Origin of the sequence: Roseomonas sp. OT10 (assembly GCF_020991085.1) — a bacterium.
Taxonomy (GTDB): domain Bacteria; phylum Pseudomonadota; class Alphaproteobacteria; order Acetobacterales; family Acetobacteraceae; genus Roseomonas; species Roseomonas cutis.
In genome coordinates, this window is sequence record NZ_CP087719.1 from 1,689,927 (window position 1) to 1,709,022 (window position 19,096).

Annotated in this window: 14 protein-coding genes; 8 read left to right on the forward strand and 6 right to left on the reverse strand. The window is 74.5% G+C overall.

Annotation, left to right across the window (positions count from 1 at the left end; genetic code table 11):
- Positions 1 to 165: 165 nt before the first annotated feature.
- Together LPC08_RS07770 and LPC08_RS07775 are read left to right on the forward strand one after the other, a co-directional pair.
- A complete protein-coding gene (locus LPC08_RS07770; protein WP_230452130.1) occupies positions 166 to 1,041 on the forward strand; it encodes a Tll0287-like and HAMP domain-containing protein in 876 nt (291 codons plus the stop codon).
- A gap of 55 nt (positions 1,042 to 1,096) precedes the next feature.
- Complete coding sequence (locus LPC08_RS07775) at positions 1,097 to 2,554, forward strand: serine/threonine-protein kinase (RefSeq protein WP_230452131.1); 1,458 nt, start codon at positions 1,097 to 1,099, stop codon at positions 2,552 to 2,554.
- Positions 2,555 to 3,005: 451 nt separating this feature from the next.
- Here the strand turns inward: LPC08_RS07775 and LPC08_RS07780 are convergent, their stop codons facing one another.
- Positions 3,006 to 4,253, reverse strand: coding sequence for an MFS transporter (locus LPC08_RS07780; RefSeq protein ID WP_230452132.1), 1,248 nt, complete (start codon positions 4,251 to 4,253; stop codon positions 3,006 to 3,008).
- 86 nt (positions 4,254 to 4,339) lie between these two features.
- On the opposite strand from LPC08_RS07780, the gene LPC08_RS07785 reads away from it, so the two are divergent.
- Complete coding sequence (locus tag LPC08_RS07785) at positions 4,340 to 5,131, forward strand: AraC family transcriptional regulator (RefSeq protein WP_230452133.1); 792 nt, start codon at positions 4,340 to 4,342, stop codon at positions 5,129 to 5,131.
- A gap of 21 nt (positions 5,132 to 5,152) precedes the next feature.
- Here the strand turns inward: LPC08_RS07785 and LPC08_RS07790 are convergent, their stop codons facing one another.
- Together LPC08_RS07790 and LPC08_RS07795 are read right to left on the reverse strand one after the other, a co-directional pair.
- Positions 5,153 to 5,374, reverse strand: coding sequence for a DUF4170 domain-containing protein (locus LPC08_RS07790; protein WP_230452134.1), 222 nt, complete (start codon positions 5,372 to 5,374; stop codon positions 5,153 to 5,155).
- 93 nt (positions 5,375 to 5,467) lie between these two features.
- Positions 5,468 to 6,169, reverse strand: coding sequence for a hypothetical protein (locus LPC08_RS07795; protein WP_230452135.1), 702 nt, complete (start codon positions 6,167 to 6,169; stop codon positions 5,468 to 5,470).
- Between the two features lie 143 nt (positions 6,170 to 6,312).
- Here LPC08_RS07795 and LPC08_RS07800 point away from each other — a divergent pair, with 143 nt between their 5' ends.
- Positions 6,313 to 6,942, forward strand: a complete 630-nt coding sequence (locus tag LPC08_RS07800; protein ID WP_230452136.1) for a LysE family translocator — start codon at positions 6,313 to 6,315, stop codon at positions 6,940 to 6,942.
- Positions 6,943 to 7,112: 170 nt separating this feature from the next.
- Here the strand turns inward: LPC08_RS07800 and LPC08_RS07805 are convergent, their stop codons facing one another.
- Positions 7,113 to 7,955, reverse strand: a complete 843-nt coding sequence (locus LPC08_RS07805; protein WP_230452137.1) for a hypothetical protein — start codon at positions 7,953 to 7,955, stop codon at positions 7,113 to 7,115.
- A gap of 114 nt (positions 7,956 to 8,069) precedes the next feature.
- Here LPC08_RS07805 and LPC08_RS07810 point away from each other — a divergent pair, with 114 nt between their 5' ends.
- Both LPC08_RS07810 and LPC08_RS07815 read left to right on the forward strand, forming a co-directional pair.
- A complete protein-coding gene (locus LPC08_RS07810) occupies positions 8,070 to 9,386 on the forward strand; it encodes a putative DNA modification/repair radical SAM protein (protein WP_230452138.1) in 1,317 nt (438 codons plus the stop codon).
- On the forward strand, positions 9,379 to 10,875 hold the full coding sequence (locus LPC08_RS07815; RefSeq protein WP_230452139.1) for a UdgX family uracil-DNA binding protein: 1,497 nt from the start codon (positions 9,379 to 9,381) through the stop codon (positions 10,873 to 10,875). The genes LPC08_RS07810 and LPC08_RS07815 overlap by 8 nt, the downstream gene beginning before the upstream one ends.
- 81 nt (positions 10,876 to 10,956) lie before the next feature.
- On the opposite strand, the gene LPC08_RS26195 is transcribed toward LPC08_RS07815, so the two are convergent.
- Entirely contained in the window at positions 10,957 to 11,772 is an 816-nt protein-coding gene (locus tag LPC08_RS26195) for an OmpA family protein (RefSeq protein WP_304622074.1), read from the reverse strand.
- Entirely contained in the window at positions 11,769 to 12,995 is a 1,227-nt protein-coding gene (locus tag LPC08_RS07825; RefSeq protein WP_230452140.1) for a cupin domain-containing protein, read from the reverse strand. Before LPC08_RS07825 ends, LPC08_RS26195 begins: the two co-directional genes overlap by 4 nt.
- A gap of 137 nt (positions 12,996 to 13,132) precedes the next feature.
- On the opposite strand from LPC08_RS07825, the gene LPC08_RS07830 reads away from it, so the two are divergent.
- Complete coding sequence (locus tag LPC08_RS07830; protein ID WP_230452141.1) at positions 13,133 to 17,809, forward strand: NAD-glutamate dehydrogenase; 4,677 nt, start codon at positions 13,133 to 13,135, stop codon at positions 17,807 to 17,809.
- 7 nt (positions 17,810 to 17,816) lie between these two features.
- Positions 17,817 to 19,094 carry an MFS transporter gene (locus tag LPC08_RS07835; protein WP_230452142.1) on the forward strand — a complete coding sequence of 426 codons (1,278 nt, stop codon included), beginning with the start codon at positions 17,817 to 17,819 and terminating at the stop codon, positions 19,092 to 19,094.
- Positions 19,095 to 19,096: the final 2 nt, after the last annotated feature.

A 19,096-nucleotide genomic window follows, 5' to 3' on the forward strand; every position in this document is an offset into this window, starting at 1 on the left:
CCTTCCCAGAGACTTGAATCAGCCTCCCGCTCAACCAGCAAGCTTTATGAGTTCAGAACCTAGCGCGGCCGCGCCCCGACCCGGGGCGGCGGGACGCGGGCGGGGCGGGGGTGAAGGTGTCGCAGGGCCCGCCCGCGGGCGGCCGCGGCGGGGAGGGGACGGTCCATGGGGCTGAGGGTCAAGTTCAACCTGGTGATGGTCGGGGCGCTGCTGGTCGGGCTGCTCCTGGCCGCCTATTTCGCGCGCGGCATCGCCGAGGAGACGGCACGGCGCCAGGTGCAGCAGGAGGCGACGCTGCTGATGCTGCAGGCCACCGCCGTGCGCGGCTATACCGCCGGCGAGGTCGCGCCGCTGCTGAACGAGCAGTCGCAGCTGCGCTTCCTGCCGCACACCGTCCCGTCCTGGTCCGCGCAGACGGTCTTCCGCACGGTGCAGAAGAGCTTCCCGGACTACGACTACAAGGAAGCGGCGCTGAACCCGACCAACCCCGCGGACCGCGCCACGGACTGGGAGGCGGACATCATCAACCTGTTCCGGCGCGACCAGCAGCTCGCGCAGCATTTCGGCGAGCGGGAGACGCCGGCCGGCCCGGTGCTGACCTTCGCCCGGCCCTTCCGGCTGACGGACCGCAACTGCCTTGCCTGCCACTCCACCCCGTCCGCGGCGCCGGCGGCGATGATCGACCTGTACGGGCCGAACAACGGCTTCGGCTGGCAGCTGGGCGACGTGATCGGGGCGCAGATCGTGTCCGTGCCGATGCGCGTGGCGCTGGACCGCGCCAACACCACCCTGATCGCCTTCCTCTCCAGCCTCGGCGCCGTGTTCCTGGCCGTGCTGCTGCTGCTGAACCTGCTGCTGCACGTCTTCATCATCAAGCCGGTGCAGCGCATGACCGGCATGGCCGAACGGGTGGCGGCGGGCGAGATGGACATGCCGGAATACCAGGTCACCGGGAAGGACGAGATCGCCTCGCTGGCGCGCAGCTTCAACCTGATGCGGCGCTCGCTGGCCAATGCGATGAAGATGCTCGAGGAAGGCTGAGCGCAGCGGTGCCGGACATCTTCCAGCAACGTGCGGGCCGCAGGATGGCGGCCCGATGACACCGGACCAGCCGCGGCAGATCGGCCGCTACCTCGTGGAAGCCCTGGTCGGCCGCGGCGCCATGGGCGTGATCTACCGGGCGCACGACCCGGAGATCGACCGCACGCTGGCCATCAAGCTGGTCGCCGCCGCCCTGCTGGAAGGGGCGGACGCCGCAGAGTACCTGGACCGCTTCCGGCGGGAGGCCAGGGCCTCCGGCCGCTGTTCCCATCCCAACATCGTCGCGGTGCACGACTTCGGCCTGCACGAGGGCCGCCCCTTCCTGGCAATGGAGTTCGTGGAAGGGATGAGCCTGCAGGCCGCCGTGTCGGCCGGGCGGCGCTTCACCCTGGCCGAAGCGGCGCGGATCCTGGGGCAGGTGCTCGACGCGCTGGACTGCGCCCATGCCGCCGGCATCGTCCACCGGGACATCAAGCCGGCCAATATCCTCGTCCTCCCGGACCTGCGGGTGAAGGTCGCGGATTTCGGCATCGCCCGCTTCGGGGATTCCAGCCTGACGCAGCTCGGCAACATGGTCGGCACGCCCGCCTACATGTCGCCGGAGCAGTGCCGGGGAGAGGCGGTGGACGGGCGCACCGACCTCTTCTCCGCCGCGGCCGTGCTGCACGAGCTGCTGACCGGCGGCCGCGCCTTCGGCGGCGGCTCGGTGGTGGAGGTGATCCGCCGCGTGATGGAGGCCGAGCCGCCGCCCCTGCCGCCCCCCGTGGCCGCCCTGGCGCCGGGCCTGCCCTCCGTGCTGGCACGCGCGCTGGCGAAGCGGCCGGAGGAGCGCTTCGCCTCCGCCGCCGAGATGGCGGCGGCGCTGCGCGGCGCGGTGTCGGGCTCGCCCCTGGCGGCGGGCGACGATCATACCGTGCTGTGGAGCCCCGACCTGCCCCCGCCCGCGCCGGGCGGCGCGGCGGCGGAGCCCGCGGCCTCGGGCGCCGGCCTCACCGCGCTGCTGGGCTCGGGCCTGGTGGACCGGGCGGCGATCAGCGGGATCGAGCGCTCCCTCGCGAACTACGTTGGTCCGATCGCGCCGATGCTCGTCCGTTCCGCGATCCGCCGGGCCGACAGCCTGGAGGGGCTGTGCGAGGCGCTGGCGGAGAGCATCGTCCAGCCCGAGGAGCGCCGGCGCTTCCGCGCCGAGGCGACGCAGCGCCTGTCGGGCGGGATGGGCGCGGCATCGCTGGTGGGGCGGCAGACCGGCACGGGGCGGACGGGCGGTACGGCGGCCGGGCCGGCGGCCGCCGCCACCGCGGTGCCGGCGGTTCCCGGCGCCCCACCCGCCACTGAGGTGGAGCTGGAGGCAGTGCGGGCCGCCCTGGCCCCGCATATCGGCCCGATGGCGCGCATCCTGGTACGCCGTGCGGCGGAGGGCGGCACCCCGGCGGCCGCCGTCTGGGACCGGGTGGCGCGGCATATCGACCGGGAGTCGGAGCGGGCGCAGTTCCTGCGCAAGCGGACGGCCTGATACGGACGGCGGGATGCCTTGATCCGTGCCGGTGCGGGGTGCGCCCGTGGCCCGGGGGCAAGGCTCTGCCTCGCCCCCGATACCCCCACTCCGCCAGGACCCTGCGGGCCCTGGACCCGATCAGCGCTGCCGCGGGACAGCCTGACACGGGGTCGATGCGCCGAGGAGCCATGCTCCTCGGCGGGTACGGTGTCCGTTCTCGCTGACGCGCTCTGAACCTTTTTCGGAGTCCCGCCTGTCCGCGCGCTCCCTGGGTTCAGCCCGGAGGCTGAAGCCTACCGGAAGCACCAAACTCCCAGCGGGGACCGGGGCCCGCTTGTGGCCCCGGCAGGGGAGGGTCCGGGAGGGGACGGCGTCCCCTCCCGGTCTGCCGCCCGAACACGACGGCACGACCGGTCAGGTCATCCTGCCGTCGGTATGAGGACCCGGCCTAGTGGCAGCGGCCGTGCCGCTATTCCGCCGCCGGGGCGGCCACGATGCCGCGCTCCGGCACCGCCTGCCAGAGTTCGGGCCGCAGCTCTTCGGGCCGGTCGGGGAAGAGCAGCGCGCAGCCGAGCGTGACCAGCCCGGAGGCCGCCAGCACCATCATGGCCAGGGACAGGTTGCCGGTGGAATCGTGCAGCCAGCCGATCAGCGGCGAGGCGGCCGCGGCGCCGACGAAGCCCACGAAGAAGCGGATGGAGTACAGCTTGGCGCGGAGTGGCGGGGCGATGTAGCGCGCCGTCATCGTCTCGTTCACCGTGACCTGGCCGAAGATGGCGGCGGCCGCCAGCCCGGCCACGGGCAGCACGATCCAGCCCTGGAGGAAGGACAGCGCGAGCAGGGTCGGCACCAGCAGCAGCGCCAGCGGCAGGAAGGCGCGGCGCAGCGTGGTGCGGTCGATCATCCGGCCCACGCTGAACTGCGTCAGCCCGCCGCAGAGGGTGGCCAGGAAGGCCAGCATCCCCACCACCGGCAGCAGCGAAGGCGAGCTCGCCAGCCGCTCCTGCATCAGCTTCGGCAGCAGCAGCGTGAAGGCGTTGAAGACGAAGCCGGAGGCGGCGGCCACCAGCATCAGCGACAGCACGGCCTGCCGCACGATCCGGGGCGGGATGGTGGGGAAGGGGCGGGCGCGGCGGGCGGCGGCGCCGTGGTCGAAGGCGGGCTCGCGCGCATACATCACCCCCATCGCCAGGCAGGCGAGGCCGGGCAGGATGAAGGCCCAGCGCCAGCCGGCCTGCGTGACGATCAGGGCGGTGGCCACCGGCGCCAGGGCCACGCCGAGATTGCCGAAGACGCCGTTGTTGCCGACGGCGCGGCCGACGCGCTCGCCCGCCGCCTCGACCAGCATGGCCGTGCCGATCGGGTGGTAGATGGCGTTGAAGGCGCCCGCGCAGGCCAGGGCGAAGGCGAGGCTCCAGGGCCCGCCGGTCAGCCCGGCCGCCACCAGGCAGAGGCCCGTGCCGAAGAAGTAGGCCAGCATCAGCGCGTGCCGGCCGAAGCGGTCCTGCAGCCAGCCCATCGGCAGGGAGCCCGCGCCGTAGAGCACGAACATCGCCGTCCCCAGCGCCAGGACCGGCCCGTACTCCGCGCCGAACACCCCCGGTTGCTGCGCCACCATGCCCAGCACGGCCGTGGCCAGGATCAGCAGCATGTAGTGGCAGAGCAGGTGGGCGGCGTTGATGAACCACACCTGGCGGGTGGCGGGATCGGTGGGCATGGCGTCTCCTCGGCCGTCAGGATAGGACTGGCCGTCCGTCGCTGTCCGGCCAGATCATGTCGCCAACCGGCCAAGCCTTTCCCCCCGTGGCCGTCGCGCCCCTGCGCGAGGGCCTTCCCCAGGATGCCGTGGACCGGCCGCTGGCCGGCTTCGCCCGGGATTATCCGGACGGCGCGGAAACCGGCTGGCATCACCATGCCCGGGTGCAGCTGCTCTACGGGCTGCGCGGGGTGATGCGGATCGCGACGGCGGGGGCCAGCTTCGTCCTGCCGGCGGGGCTGGCGCTCTGGGTGCCGGGCGGGACGCCGCATGCGCTGCGGATGCAGGGGGAGGTGGCGATGCGGGCCCTGTTCCTCCGCGCCGATGCCGCCGGGGCGGGGCCGCAGCGCCCCCAGGTCCTCGGCGTCTCGCCGCTGCTGCGCGAGCTGATCCTCGCGACCTGCGCCGAGCCGGTGGAATGGGCGGAGCGCGGGCGCGGCCCGCATCTGGCGGCGCTGATCCTGGACGAGATCCGGCACGCCCCGCGGCTGCCCTTCGGCCTGCCCGAGCCGCGCGACCCGCGGCTGCGGCGGCTGGCCGCCCTGCTGCGGGAGCGGCCGGGGCGGGAGGAGGGGCTGGAGGAGTGGTCGGCGCTGGTCGGGGCCAGCCCGCGTACCCTGTCGCGGCTGTTCCGTCGCGAGACGGGGCTGTCCTTCGCCGCCTGGCGCCAGGCGCTGCGGCTGACCGAGGCCGGCGCGCTGCTGGCCGGCGGCCTGCCCCCGGCGCGGGCGGCGGCCGCGGTGGGATACGCCTCCACCGCGGCGTTCGGCGCCGCCTTCCGGGCGGCCTTCGGCATGACGCCCGGTATGGCGGCCCGACCGCCGGCGCCAGGGCGCTGACCTGGCGTCAGGCGCGGCCGGTCAGGCGGTCCTCGCCTGGCCGCCGGGACGATCCACCGCCAGGACGAAGAGCCGGTGGGTGGCGATGTCGATGTTGCGCCGCGCCTTTTCGTTCCACACGCGCTCGGCGACCTGCGCATCGTGGAAGGGGCCGTAGCACTCCTCCGTCTGCGGCTCGAGCGTCGCCCAGTCGGGGGCGGTGAAGATGCCGCCCCAGACGAAGTAGATCTTGCGGTCGGACATGACTCGGGACTCCTGCCTGTCGTGCTGCGCCGCAATGTAGGATGGCCGGGCGCCCGCCGCACCCTGCCGCCCCCCTTCCGGTGCCTGCGGGAATCAGGCGTAGGGCCAGCCGGCCTTCAGCACGTCGGCATAGTAGCGCTTCAGGGCGCCGGGGTCGGGCAGCAGGCGGTAGCCGCCGCCTTCGGCGAAGGCGACGAAGCGGCGGCGGCCCACCACGGCCCCCTGCCGGATCTCGCGGCAGGTCGCGTTCGCCGTCTTCCAGTCATCGTTGGCACCGTGCTCGACGGGGATGTTCAGGTCGCGGTTCAGCCGGTCGAACAGGCGCTCGGCGTCCAGGTTCGTCCAGCGCGCGGCATGGCCCGGGCCGTCGCGGGTGAATTCCAGCCGCTCGTAGCGACCGCCCTCGGCCAGCCAGACGGACATCAGGTCGTAGTCGCCGACGATCAACTGGCCGTTGCCGCGCCGGACGAGGTCGTTGCCGACCTTCAGCCCCTCCTTCTCCTCCTCCGGCTTGCCCGTGACGGGGATGCCCAGCGTCGCGAAGCGGCCGGTGGAGACGCCGGGGCAGCGGACCACGAAAAGCACCTGGCATTCCATCGCCACGGCCCGGAAGGTCGCCACGTCGCCCGGGTCCATGCCGGTGAGGCCGGCGATGTGGTGGTCGTGCGCGGAGACCTCGCGGTCGGCGGCGTCGCGGAAGACGGTGTGGTGCAGGCCGCGCCCGACCACGGCCCGCTCGGCGCCCTTCCGGCCGTTGGAGATCAGGAAGCTGTCGTAGCGGATGGGAATGCGCATGCGGCGACGTCCTCGGCTTGGCCCGGTGGCCTGTCGGGCGGGGCCAGCCTATCCGGGCGGGCCAGGGCGCCGCATCATCCGGACGGAGGGTCCGCCGCGTGGGCGGCCCTGGCCTCATGGCATCCGGGAGGGAGTCCGCGACCATGACCTTCGAGACCTGGCTGGCCTTCGCCGCTGCCTCCTCCGTGATGCTGGCCATCCCCGGGCCGACGGTGCTGCTGGTCGTCTCCTACGCGCTGGGGCAGGGCTGGCGCACCGCCCTTCCCATGGCGGCGGGCGTGGCCCTGGGCGACTTCACCGCCATGACCGTCTCGGTGCTGGGGCTTGGCGCCCTGCTCGCGACCTCGGCCGCGGTGTTCACCGCGCTGAAATGGGCCGGGGCGGCCTATCTCGTCTGGCTCGGCGTGGCGCTCTGGCGGGTCGGCGGCAGCACCGGGCCGGGCGTGGCGCGCGGCCCGGCCTCGGCACGGCGGATGTTCGGCCATGCCTGGCTGGTCACCGCGCTGAACCCGAAGAGCATCACCTTCTTCGTGGCCTTCCTGCCGCAGTTCCTCGATCCGGCCGGGAGCCTCGGCACCCAGATCGTGGTCCTGGAGGCGACCTTCCTGCTCCTCGCCTTCGCGAACGCGCTGGCCTATGCGCTCGCCGCCTCGCGGGCCCGCCGGGTGGCGCGCAGCCCCCGGGCCATGGGGCTGATGCGGCGCATCGGTGGCGGGCTGCTGGTCGCGGCCGGGCTGGGCACCGCGGCGCGCGAGGTCGCCGCGCGGGGCTGACGGCGTGCGGCGGAGGGGGCCGCCGCGTCCGCCGCCCGGTGCGGTCCCTCGGGACCCGCGCCATCCTCCTCCAGGATGGGAACCGGCCCGAAGGGCTGGCTGGCGCGGCACGCGGGAGAGGCCAGCGTCGGCGCGTCGACGAGGCGCACCTCCCAGGGCCAGCCGGGCGGCTAGCGCGCGGCGGGGGCCGTGACGCCGCTCACGATGGTCTCGGCCCGCGACACGATGTCCGAGGCGAGGCGTTCGCTGAAGCCGCAGAGGAAGCCCAGCACCCAGATGACGTAGCGGTTGCTCGGCGTGTCGCGGAAGTAGTCGCTGACGCCGCTGAGCGTGATGAAGCCGGATTTCAGCACCGAGTAGACGATGAGCGCGAAGATCAGCGCGACCACGGGCTTGAAGAAGGCGTTCGCCGTCAGGATGAAGGGGTGATAGGAGGACAGCGCGCCGAACTGCTCCATCCGCGTCACGATGCTGGCATTGGCCCCCAGCACCGCCGAGGCGAACAGCGGGACGACATCCAGCTTCGACATGACGACGATCGACCCCGCATCGGCGACGGGCAGGGTGCCGGACGGCATGAGGAACGCCTGCACCAGCCCGAAGCAGAGCAGGGTCAGGAGGGTGGAGCTGAGCACGCCGAGCAGCACCAACGGCACCGGCGCCCCGCCATCCGTCTGCCGGACCAGCCAGCCCGTCATCCCCTTCTCGGCGCTCCAGAGGTCCAGGGCGAGCTGCTGCCGGATGGATTGCAGCGCCGCGAGGTCCACCTTCTCTTGCCCGCCCAGCACGGCGGCCAGGGCCGCGAGGCGCAGCGGGCTGGTGCTCAGCCCCGCCCGGCGGTAGCGCTCCAGCACGTCGATCAGCTTCGGCAGCTCGGTCTCCAGCCCGTTCTCCAGGGGCTGGGTCAGGCGCTGCAGCACGACGGGCATGAGGGCGGTCGGATCGCCGGCCAGGACGGGCAGGCCGGGCGCCTCCGGCAACGGCCTGGCGGCAGCATCCATGGCGGCGGACATGGTCGCGTCCCCGAGGGTCCAGGGCAGGACGTTACACCTTCGTGCCGAAACGCCGCCAGGAATTTCGGGGATCGGGCCGTTGCGGGACCAGCAAGGAACATAATATGAACGAACATGCCTGGAACCCGCATGGACCTGCGCCGCAAGCTGGAGATCCTGGCCGATGCGGCGAAGTACGACGCCTCCTGCGCCTCCTCCGGCACGGAGAAGCGCGACAGCCTGGATGGCGGGCTGGGCAGCACGGAGGGCATGGGCATCTGCCACGCCTATGCCCCCGACGGGCGCTGCATCTCGCTGCTCAAGGTGCTGCTGACCAATGCCTGCGTCTATGACTGCGCCTACTGCATCAACCGCGCCGCCTCCAACGTGCCGCGCGCCCGCTTCACGGTGGAGGAGCTGGTCGGGCTGACGCTCGACTTCTACCGGCGCAACTACATCGAGGGGCTGTTCCTCTCCTCCGGCATCATCCGCTCGCCCGACTACACGATGGAGCAGATCGTCCGCGTGGCGCGGGAGCTGCGCCTGACCCATGGCTTCAAGGGCTACATCCACCTCAAGACCATCCCCGACGCCGACCCGGCCCTGCTGGCCGAGGCGGGGACGCATGCCGACCGGCTCTCCATCAACATCGAACTGCCGCGCGCGGAGAGCCTCGCCGCCCTGGCGCCGGAGAAGGAGGCAGGGTCGATCCGCCGCGCCATGGGCCGGCTGCGCCTGCGCCTGGACGAGGCGGAGGCGGCCAGGGCCGCCCCCTCCCGCGCCGCGCCGCCGCGCTTCGCCCCGGCCGGGCAGTCCACCCAGATGATCGTCGGCGCCGATGCCTCCAACGACGCGCAGGTGCTGGCGACCTCGGCCGGGCTCTACGGCTCCTACCGGCTCAGGCGGGTGTACTACTCCGCCTATTCGCCTATCCCCGATGCCTCCGCCGCCCTGCCGCCGGTGGCGCCGCCCCTGGTGCGGGAGCACCGGCTGTACCAGGCGGACTGGCTGATGCGCTTCTACGGCTTCGGCGCCGGGGAGATCGTGGCCGGCGGGCCGGAGGATGGCGCGGCGGGGATGCTCGAGCTCGACATCGACCCCAAGCTCTCCTGGGCGCTGCGCCATCGCCACCGCTTCCCGGTGGACCTGAACCGCGCCGACCGCGAGCTGTTGCTGCGCGTCCCTGGCCTGGGCGCGAAGACGGTGGAGCGGATCGTGGCGGCGCGCCGGCACCGGACCCTGCGGCTGGAGGATCTGGCCCGGCTGCGCGTGCCGCTGCGCAAGGTCGCGCCCTTCCTGCTGGCGGCCGGCCATCGCCCCCGGGCCGGGCTGCTGGACCGCGGCGACCTGCGGGCGCTGCTCGCGCCGGCTTCCGGCTTCGGGGAGGGGGTGGCGCAGCCGGCGCGGCCGACGCAGTTGCCGCTCTTCGCGCCGGAGGCCATGCGTGCATAGCGTGGCGCTCGACGGTCCCGCCGACTTCGCCGGCTGGCGGGCGGCCACGCGCCGGCTGGTGATGGCCGGGATCGCGCCGGAGGAGGTCGCCTGGCGGGTCCCCGGCGATCCTGCCCCCCTCTTCGGCGGGCCGCCGCCCCCCGAACCGCCCGCCGGTTCGGCGCTGCCGCGTGTGCCTCGCGCCTTCCTGGAACTGGCGGAGCTGGTGGTGCGCCATCGCGATCCGCAGCGCTTCGCCCTGCTGCACCGCCTGCTCGCCCGGCTGCAGGACGAGCGGGCGCTGCTGGAGGTGGCGAGCGATCCGGACGTCTCCCGCGCCGAGGCCATGGCCCGCGCCGTACGCCGCGACGCGCACAAGATGCACGCCTTCGTCCGCTTCCGCGAAGTGCCGGGCGAGGCGGGCGAACCGGTTCGCTACGTCGCCTGGTTCGAGCCGCAGCACCACATCCTGGAGGCCGAGGCGGGCTTCTTCCGCCGCCGCTTCGCGGCCATGCGCTGGTCCATCCTGACTCCCGAGGCGAGCGCCCACTGGGATGGGGAGGAGCTTCGCCTCGGTCCCGGGGCGCACCGCGCCGACGCGCCGGCGGAGGATGCCGCGGAGGAGCTGTGGCGCGCCTACTTCGCCTCCATCTTCAACCCGGCCCGGCTGAAGCCGGAGGCGATGCGCGCCGAGATGCCGAAAAGGTACTGGCGCAACCTGCCGGAGGCGCGGGACATCCCCACGCTGATCGCCGCCGCCCCGGCGCGGGTGGCGGCGATGGTGGAGCGCGGTGCCACCGAACCGGCAGCGCGGCGGCAACGCCCGCTGCACCTCGCGCACCCGTCGCGCGTTGGAACCATCGCCATGTCAGACGCCGTCGCCGTGACCCTGCCCGAGAAGACCGCCGCGCTGGAGGCGCTCGGGCGCGAGCTGGCCGGCCGCAACGACCTGCCGCCCTGGACCGCCAACGCCACCCAGATGGTCTTCGGCGAGGGGCCGGTCGGGGCGCCGCTGATGTTCGTCGGCGAGCAGCCGGGCGACGAGGAGGACCTCAAGGGCCGCCCCTTCGTCGGCCCGGCCGGCCGCCTGTTCGACCGGGCGATGGCGGAGGCCGGCATCGGCCGCGACCAAGCCTATGTCACCAATGCGGTGAAGCACTTCAAGTTCACGCCCACGGGCAAGCGGCGGCTGCACCAGACGCCGGATGCGGGGGACATCACCTACTATCGCCCCTTCCTGCAACGGGAGATCGACCTGGTGTCGCCGCGGCTGGTGGTGGCGCTGGGCGCGACCGCGCTGCGGGCCGTCTCGGGGCGCGCCATGCCGGTGACGAAGGTGCGCGGGTCGCTGCTGCGCGGGCCGGACGGACGGCCCTTCTTCGCCACCGTCCATCCCTCCTACCTGCTGCGCATCCCGGACGAGGCGGGCAAGGCACGGGAATACGAGCGCTTCGTCGAGGATCTGGCGAAGGCGGACGCGACGGCCCGGGCGCTGCCGGCGGCGGCCTGATCGCCAGCCCCGGGTCCCCCGTGGAGCGGCCAGGGGGCGAGGCCGGATCGGCCCGGGGGCACCCTCGGGATGCCGTCCCGGTCAGGGCTCCGTCTGGCGCGGCGGCGCGGCCTGTGACCCGGCCTCGGGCTGCGGCCGCACCGGCGGCGGTTCCTGAGCCGGCGCGGTCGATGCCGGGGGTGTGCGGGCGGCGTCCGCCGGTGGAGCGTCGGGCGGAGCGTTGTTCGTGGGCGCCGACGGTGGCGTGGCCGGGGCGGGCGCCGCCGGCGGTGAGGTGGGCTGGGCCGGCGGCGCCTCGGGCCGGCCGCGCTCCGGCGCGTCCCGCGGGGGAGCGTCGGGCACGGGAGAGGCGGGAGCCTGCGACGGCGGCGGCTGTACCGGTTCGCGCGCCGGGGCCGGCGGCGCCTCGGGCCGTGCCGGCGGCGTGCGGGGCGGGCCGCGTTCCGGCACCGGGGGCTGCGGTGGCAAGATCACGATCCGCGCGCTGCGGGTCTCCGGCGTGCCGGTCCGGCGGCTGAATCCGGCGACCCGCGCCTCGGACCGCATCCGGTCGCGCTCGACGCGATAGCGCCCGACCAGTGCCTCGACCACGGAGCGGGCGCGCCCGGCGGCGAGGCGCAGCTTGGTGGACTGGCCGCCCTCCCGGTCGGCATGGCCCAGGATGCAGATGTTGCGGTCCGGCTCGGCCCGGATGCGCTCCGCTGCCGCGGCGAGGATGCTGCGCGCCGCCTCCGTCACCTGGGTGCTGCCGGCGGCGAAGGGGACGGCGAAGACATCCTCCTCCAGATCCTCGACGCCGACGCAGTTGAAGGCGCGGGTCGGCGCCTGCGCCAGGGCCGTCCAGGACGGGAGCAGGAGCAGGGAGAGGAGCGGCGCCGCCTGGAGCAGGGGTCTCATGCCGCGGCCAGCAGCCCGGCCTCGGCCAGCCGGCGGAGCAGGGCCGGGGCGTCCACGGCGGGATGGGCGGCGCGCAGCCCCGCCTCGTCCACGTCGCGGCGGGCGAGGACCCAGCCGGCGGCCTCCGCCTCGGGCGGGCTGAGCGGCAGGTTGCCGTTCGCGCCCTTCAGCAGCCATTCGGCGCCGCGCCGCACGGGCTTCGCCCCCTCCGCCACCACGCGGAAGCCGGGCTCCTCGCCCCCGGACGCGGCCGCCGCCTCGCGCGGGGCGGCGAGGCCACGGGCGGCGAGCAGGTCGTTGCCGCCGCGGTGGTAGCGGTGCTCGGCGACCAGCCGGCCCAGCGTCTCCAGCACCTTGGGCTCGCGGCAGAACTCCGCGAGGCGCTGGCCGATCTGCCCGGCGCGGGTGGTGAGGGCGAACTGCGTCGCCGGCGTGCCGTCCTGGCGGGGCAGGGGCTGGCGGAACAGCGGGTCCTGGATGGCGCGCTCGAACAGCATGGAGAGCAGGTCCAGCCCCATCGGCGGGCTGACGCCATAGGCGACGTGGACGGAGGCGTCCGCCTCGGCCAGCGCGTCGTGGTACCAGCCGCGCGGCAGGTAGAGCAGGTCGCCCGCCTTCACCTTCACCTTCTCGCGCAGCGCGCCCTTGGCCTGCTCGTGATGCGCCTGGCCGAGGTTGCGGAAGGCGGGGTGGGCGATCGGCCATTCGGCGCGGCCGGACCAGATGTTCCAGTCCTTCTCGCCCTCGACCTGCACAGCCCAGACGTCGTGCGTGTCGAAATGGGCCGGGAAGGCCTTGTGGCTGCGGAAGGAGATGTAGACGTTGGCCTGGGCCTTCCCCAGCCCCGCCTCCTCCAGCGCGTTGCTCACGGCGGCCAGGCCGGGGGTGAGGCTGTCCACGTCGTTCATCACGACGGAGGTGCCCCGGGCGACCCAGTCCCGCACCTTGCGCGAATCCGGCTGCTGCACCGGCTGGCCGTCCCGGCCGGTGGCGCGGGTGCAGTAGGCGTCGGGCGGCACGGCGTTGCCGTCCAGCACCAGCTTCAGCGACTGGCTGGACCAGATGTGGGTCTGGTCCAGCAGGCGGTCGATGCCGCGCCAGGACAGCACCTGGGCGAATTTCGCCGCCCCGCCGCGGATGTGCAGCGGTTGCCTGTCGTAGAACTCGGCGAAGAAGCGCTCGGGCGTGATGGGCGCGAGCAGGTCGGCGAGGGTCAGGGCCATGGCGGGGCGAGGCTAGCCGAGGGCGCGGGGCACGTCAGCAGGCGGGGCAGGGGATTTCGGGGATGTCACCGGCCCGCGCTTGCGCCCCCGCCCCGGACCGGCCGATACCCTGTGGCAGGGAAACGCGGAACGCTGCCATGCCACAGGACCTCGCCCCGCCGCCAGCCGACAGCCTGCGCCGGGAGGTGCTTCGCGACGCCGCCGGGGAGCTGCGGCGCCTCGCCCCGGCCCTGCCGGCGGACGCCGTCGCGCTGCTGCACGCGCTGTTCGACGCCCTCCCCACGGCCGAGCTGGCCGCCGAGCCGCCCGAGGCGATCGCCCAGGCCGCCGCCTCGCTCTGGGACCTGGCCGCCGCGCACCGGCCGGGTGCCGCCAGCGTCCGCCTCCACCCGCCCGGCCAGGGCAGCGCGGCGGCGGTGGCCGAGATCGTCACCGAGGACATGCCCTTCCTCGTGGACAGCGCCATGGCCGCCCTGACCCTGACCGGCCGGACGGTGCGCCGCCTGCTGCACCCCGTGGTGGCCACGCGGCGGGACGCGGAGGGGAGGCTGCTGGGCCTGACCCCCGCCGGGGAGGGCGCCCCCGAGAGCATGATGCGCATCGAGATCGCCCCCGCCCCGGCGCGGCTGCTGGGCGCGGGCGTCGTCCCCGCCTCGGACTGGGCGGCGGTGGAGGAGGCGCTGACCCGCGCCATGGCTGAGGTCCGCCTCGCCGTGGACGACTTCCCCGCCATGCTGGAACGCCTGCGCGAGGCGGAGCGCGAAGTGGCGGCGGCGCCGGACGGGGCGGAGGCCGCCGAGTTCCTGCGCTGGCTGGTGGAGGGCAACTTCGTCCTGCTCGGCCATCGCCGGCTCGACCTCGACCCGCTGCGCGCGGGTGAGGGGCTTGGGCTGCTGCGCGACGCCTCGATCCCTGTCTTCGACGCGCTGCGCGACCTCTCGGCCGTCGCGCCCGGGGTGCGCGGCGCGCTGGCCGAGCCGGTGGCGATGACGGTGGCCAAGGCCAACCTCCGCACCCGCGTCCACCGCCCGTCGCATTGCGACGTGGTGGCGACGAAGATCTTCGAGGGCGGCAAGGTCGTGGCCGTGCGCGCCTTCCTCGGGCTGTTCGCGGCGGATGCCTACAACCGCAACCCGCGCTTCATCCCCTGGCTCGCCTCCAAGGTGAAGCGGGTGCTGGAGATGACCGGCGCCGCGCCCGACAGCCACGACGAGCGCGCCTTCCGCCACATCCTCGACACCTGGCCGCGCGACGAGCTGTTCCAGGCGAGCGAGGCGGAGATCCTGGCCGGCGCCCGCCGCGCCGTGGACCTCCAGCTCCGCCCCCGCCCGGCGCTCTACGTCCGGCCCGACCCCTTCGAGCGCTTCGTCTCCGCCATCGCTTGGCTGCCACGCGATACCTTCGACACCCGCCTGCGCGAGCGGGTCGGGCGGCTGGTGGCCGGCGCCTATGCCGGGCGGCTCTCCGCCTTCTACATCGCGCTGGGCGACGGGCCGCTGGCGCGCATCCACTACGTCATCGGCACCACCCCCGGCGCCCTGCCCGAGGTGGAGGTGGACGCGCTGGAGGCGGCGGTGGTGCAGGCCGCGCGCCCCTTCGCCGACCGGCTCTCCGACGCCCTGTCGCGCGGCGCGGGAGAGGCGGAGGCGGCGCGGCTGCTCGCCCGCTGGGGCGGCGCCTTCCCGGCCGCCTATCGCGAGGAGGCGACGGCCTCCCGCGCCGTGGCGGACCTGCAACTGGCCGAGGCGGCGCTCGCCTCCGGCCGCCCCGCCGCCCACCTGTCGCGCGCCCCGGGCGAGGGGGCGCGACGCCTGATGCTGCGCCTGGCCAATCCCGGCGGGCCGCTGCCGCTGGCGGACATGCTGCCGCTGTTCGAGGCGCTGGACCTGCGGGCCATCGAGGAGAATCCGCACCGTCTCGCGCCCGAGGGCGCCGATCCGGTGGTGCTGCACGTCTTCGGGCTGGAGGCGGGGGCGGAGGCGCCGGAGCACCGCTTCCCCGCGCTGCTGGAGGCGCTGGACGCGCTGCTCGACGGCCGTGCGGAGGCGGACGGCTTCGACCGGCTGGTGCTGCGCGCCGGGCTCGACTGGCGCGAATGCTGGCTGCTGCGGGCCATGGCGCGCTGGCTGAAGCAGGTGGGCTTCGCCTTCGCGCCCGAAGCCATCGCGGCGGCGCTCTGCGCCCAGCCGCGGGCGGCGCAACTGCTGCTGGACCTGTTCCAGGCGCGCTTCGACCCCGACCGGCCGCGCGACGCGGCGCGCGAGGCGCAACTCTCGGCGGAATGGGATTCGCTGCTGGAGGCGAACACGGATGCGGAGGCGGACCGCATCCTGACGCGGCTGCGGACGCTGCTCGACGCCGTGCTGCGCACCAACTTCCACCAGGGCCATGACCGGCTGGTGCTGAAGATCGACAGCGCCGCCGCAGGCGAGATGCCGGCACCGCGCCCCTGGCGCGAGATCTTCGTGCACGCCGTCAGCATGGAGGGCTGCCACCTGCGCGCCGGCCCCGTGGCGCGCGGCGGCATCCGCTGGTCCGACCGGCGCGAGGATTTCCGCACGGAGATCCTGGGGCTGATGAAGGCGCAGCGGCTGAAGAACGTCATCATCGTCCCCACCGGCGCCAAGGGCGGCTTCGTGCTGAAGGGGGCCGTGCCGACGGACCGGGAGGGCTTCCTCGCCACCGGCCAGGCGGCCTACCGCCAGCTCGTGCGCGGCATGCTGGATGTCACCGACAACCTGCGCGGCCAGGAGGTGGTGCCGCCCGAGCGCGTGGTCCGGCGCGACGGCGACGACCCCTACATCGTTGCGGCGGCGGACAAGGGCACGGCCACCTTCTCCGACATCGCCAACGGGCTCTCGGCGGAATACGGCTTCTGGCTGGGCGATGCCTTCGCCTCGGGCGGCAGCCAGGGCTACGACCACAAGGCGATGGGCATCACCGCCAAGGGCGCCTGGGTGATGGTCGCGCGGCATTTCCGCGAGATGGGGCACGACATCCAGGCGGAGCCCTTCACCTGCGCCGGCGTGGGCGACATGAGCGGCGACGTCTTCGGCAACGGGCTGCTGGTCTCGCGGCAGACGAAGCTGGTCGCGGCCTTCGACCACCGCCACATCTTCCTCGACCCCGATCCCGACCCGGCCGCCTCCTACGAGGAGCGCGCGCGGCTCTTCGCCCTGCCGCGCTCCTCCTGGGACGACTACGACCGGGCGAGGATCAGCGCCGGCGGCGGCGTCTTCCCGCGCAACGCCAAGACCGTGCCGCTCTCGCCCGAGGCCCGCGCCCTGCTGGGGATCGCGGCGGAGCGCCCCGACCCGGCGACGGTGATGCGCGCCATCCTGAAGCTCGACGTCGACCTGCTCTATTTCGGCGGCATCGGGACCTATCTGAAGGCCTCGACCGAATCCCAGGCGGAGGCAGGCGACCGGGCCAACGACGCGCTGCGGATCGACGGCGCGGAGGTCCGGGCGAAGGTGATCGGGGAGGGGGCCAACCTCGCCGTCACCCAGGCCGGGCGGATCGAGGCGGCGCGGCGCGGCGTGCGGCTGAACACCGATGCGCTGGACAACTCGGCGGGCGTCAGCACCTCCGACCACGAGGTGAACATCAAGATCCTGCTGGCCGACGTGACCGCCTCTGGGCTGCTGACCCGGCGCCAGCGCGACGACCTGCTGGCGGAGATGACCGGCGAGGTCGGCGCGCTGGTGCTGCTGGACAACACGGAGCAGGGCCTCGCCGTCAGCCTGGAGCAGGCGGCGGGGGCGGAGGCGCTGCCCGCCCAGGCGGCGCTGATGACCCGGCTGGAGGCCGCCGGGCTGATGGACCGGGCCGTGATCGGCCTGCCTTCGGCCGAGGCCATGGCGGAGCGCATCGCGGCGGGCGAGGCGCTGACCCGGCCGGAGATCGCGGCCCTGCTGCCCGTGGCCAAGCTGTGGCTGAACGACGCCATCGGGGAGAGCGGCCTGCCGGACGAACCGGCGCTGGAGGCGCTGCTGCTCGACTACTTCCCCACCCCGCTGCGCGAGCGTTTCGGCGAACAGATCGGCCGTCACCGCCTGCGCCGGGAGCTGGTCGCGACGGTGCTGGCCAATTCCGTCGCCAACCGGATCGGCCCCGCCGGGCTCGCGCGGCTGGCGGCCGAGGCAGAGCTGCCCGCCGTGGCGCGCGCGGCCTGGCTGGCGGATGCGCTGTTCGGCATCGACCCGGCGGCGCGGGCGATCGACTCCGCCCCGGCGCCCTGGCCCGTGCGGCGCGACGCGCTGCTGGCGCTGCGGCGGTTGCAGGAGGCCGCCGCGCGCGGCATCGCCGGGGGCGCGGAGGCCGGCCTCTCCCTGGCCGAGGCGCTGGAGCGGCTTCGCCCCGGCGTCGACGCGCTGGTGGAGGCGGCCGCGGCGGAACCCGCCCGGGACCTGCCGGAGGGGCCGGCACGGCTCGCCGCCGCCGCGCCCGGGCTGCTGCCGGCGGTGGGCGTGCTGCGGCTGGCCGCCGTGGCCAGCGCGGCACCCGCCGAGGCGGCCGCTGCCTGGACCCAGGCGGGACGGCAGTTCGGGCTGGAGGCGCTGCGCCACGCCGCCCAGGCGGCTCCGGTCACGGGAGCCTTCGGCAGCCGGGCGCGGGCCGCCCTGCTGGACGAGCTGGACGCCGCCCAGGCCCGGCTGGCCGGGGCACTGCTGGCGGATCAGGACCCGTCCGGCGGGCCGGGCGCGGCGGAGGCGCTGCGCACGGTGCGGGAGGCGGCCCTGGTGCCCGATCTCTCCGCCGTCACGGTGGGGCTGCGGGCGCTGGCGCGGCTCCTGCCGCCGTCGCAGGGCTGATCGCGGCTTGGCGGTCTCCCTGGGCCGGCGCGCCTTCGCCTGGGCGCTCTACGATTGGGCGAACAGCGCCTTTCCCACGGTGGTCTCGACCTTCGTGATCGCCGCCTACTTCACCCAGGGCATCGCCCCGGACCCGGCGACGGGCCAGGCGATGTGGGGCTGGATGCAGGCGGCGGCAGCGGTGGCCATCGCCCTGCTCTCGCCGGTGCTCGGGGCCGTGGCGGATGCCGGCGGGCGGCGCCGGCTGCTGCTGTTCCTCTGCACCCTGGCCATGGCGGGCTTCACGGCGGCGCTGTGGTTCGCGAAGCCCGACCCCTCCTGGACGCTCTGGGCACTGGTCTGCGTGGGCCTCGCCACCGTGGCCTTCGAGGTGGGGACGGTCTTCTACAACGCCATGCTGCCCGACGTGGCGCCGCCCGAGAGCATCGGCCGGCTTTCCGGCCTGGCCTGGGGGCTGGGCTATGCCGGGGGCCTCGCCTGCCTGGTGCTGTGCCTCGTCCTGCTGGTGCTGCCCGACCCGTCGCCGCTGGGGCTGGACCGCGGCGCGGCGGAGCACCTGCGGGCGACCGCCCTGCTGGTCGCGGCCTGGACGCTGGTCTTCGGCTGGCCCGTCCTCGCGTTGTTGCCCGACCCGGCGGGCGAGCGTCCCGGCTGGGCGGCGGCCGCGCGGCACGGGCTGGAGGAGATCGCCGCCGTGCTGCGGCGCCTGCCGCACGAGCCGGCGCTGACCCGCTTCCTGATCGCCCGGCTGTTCTACACGGACGGGCTGAACACGCTCTTCGCCTTCGGAGCGATCTTCGCCGCCGGGGTGTTCGGCATGAGCTTCGACGAGGTGCTGCTGTTCGGCATCGCCATGAACGTCACCGCCGGGCTGGGCGCCGCCGGATTCGGGCTTGTCGAGGACCGCCTCGGCTCCCGCCGCACGGTGCTGATCTCGCTGGCGGCGATGACGGTCCTCGGGCTGGGGCTGGTGCTGGTGCAGACCAAGCCGCTGTTCTGGGGGCTGGCCCTGGTGCTGGGCCTGTTCTTCGGCCCGGCCCAGGCGGCGTCGCGCACGCTGATGGCGCGCATGGCGCCGCCCGGCGAGATGGCGGCGCATTTCGGGCTGTTCGCCCTCTCCGGCCGCGTCACCGGCTTCCTCGGCCCCGCCGTGCTGGCGGCGGTGACGGCGGCGACCGGCAGCCAGCGCTGGGGCATGGCGACCGTGGCGGTCTTCCTGGCGCTGGGCGGGCTGATCCTGTGGAGCATGCCGCCTCAGGGCGGGCCCCGCCGGGGCGTCGGCTGACC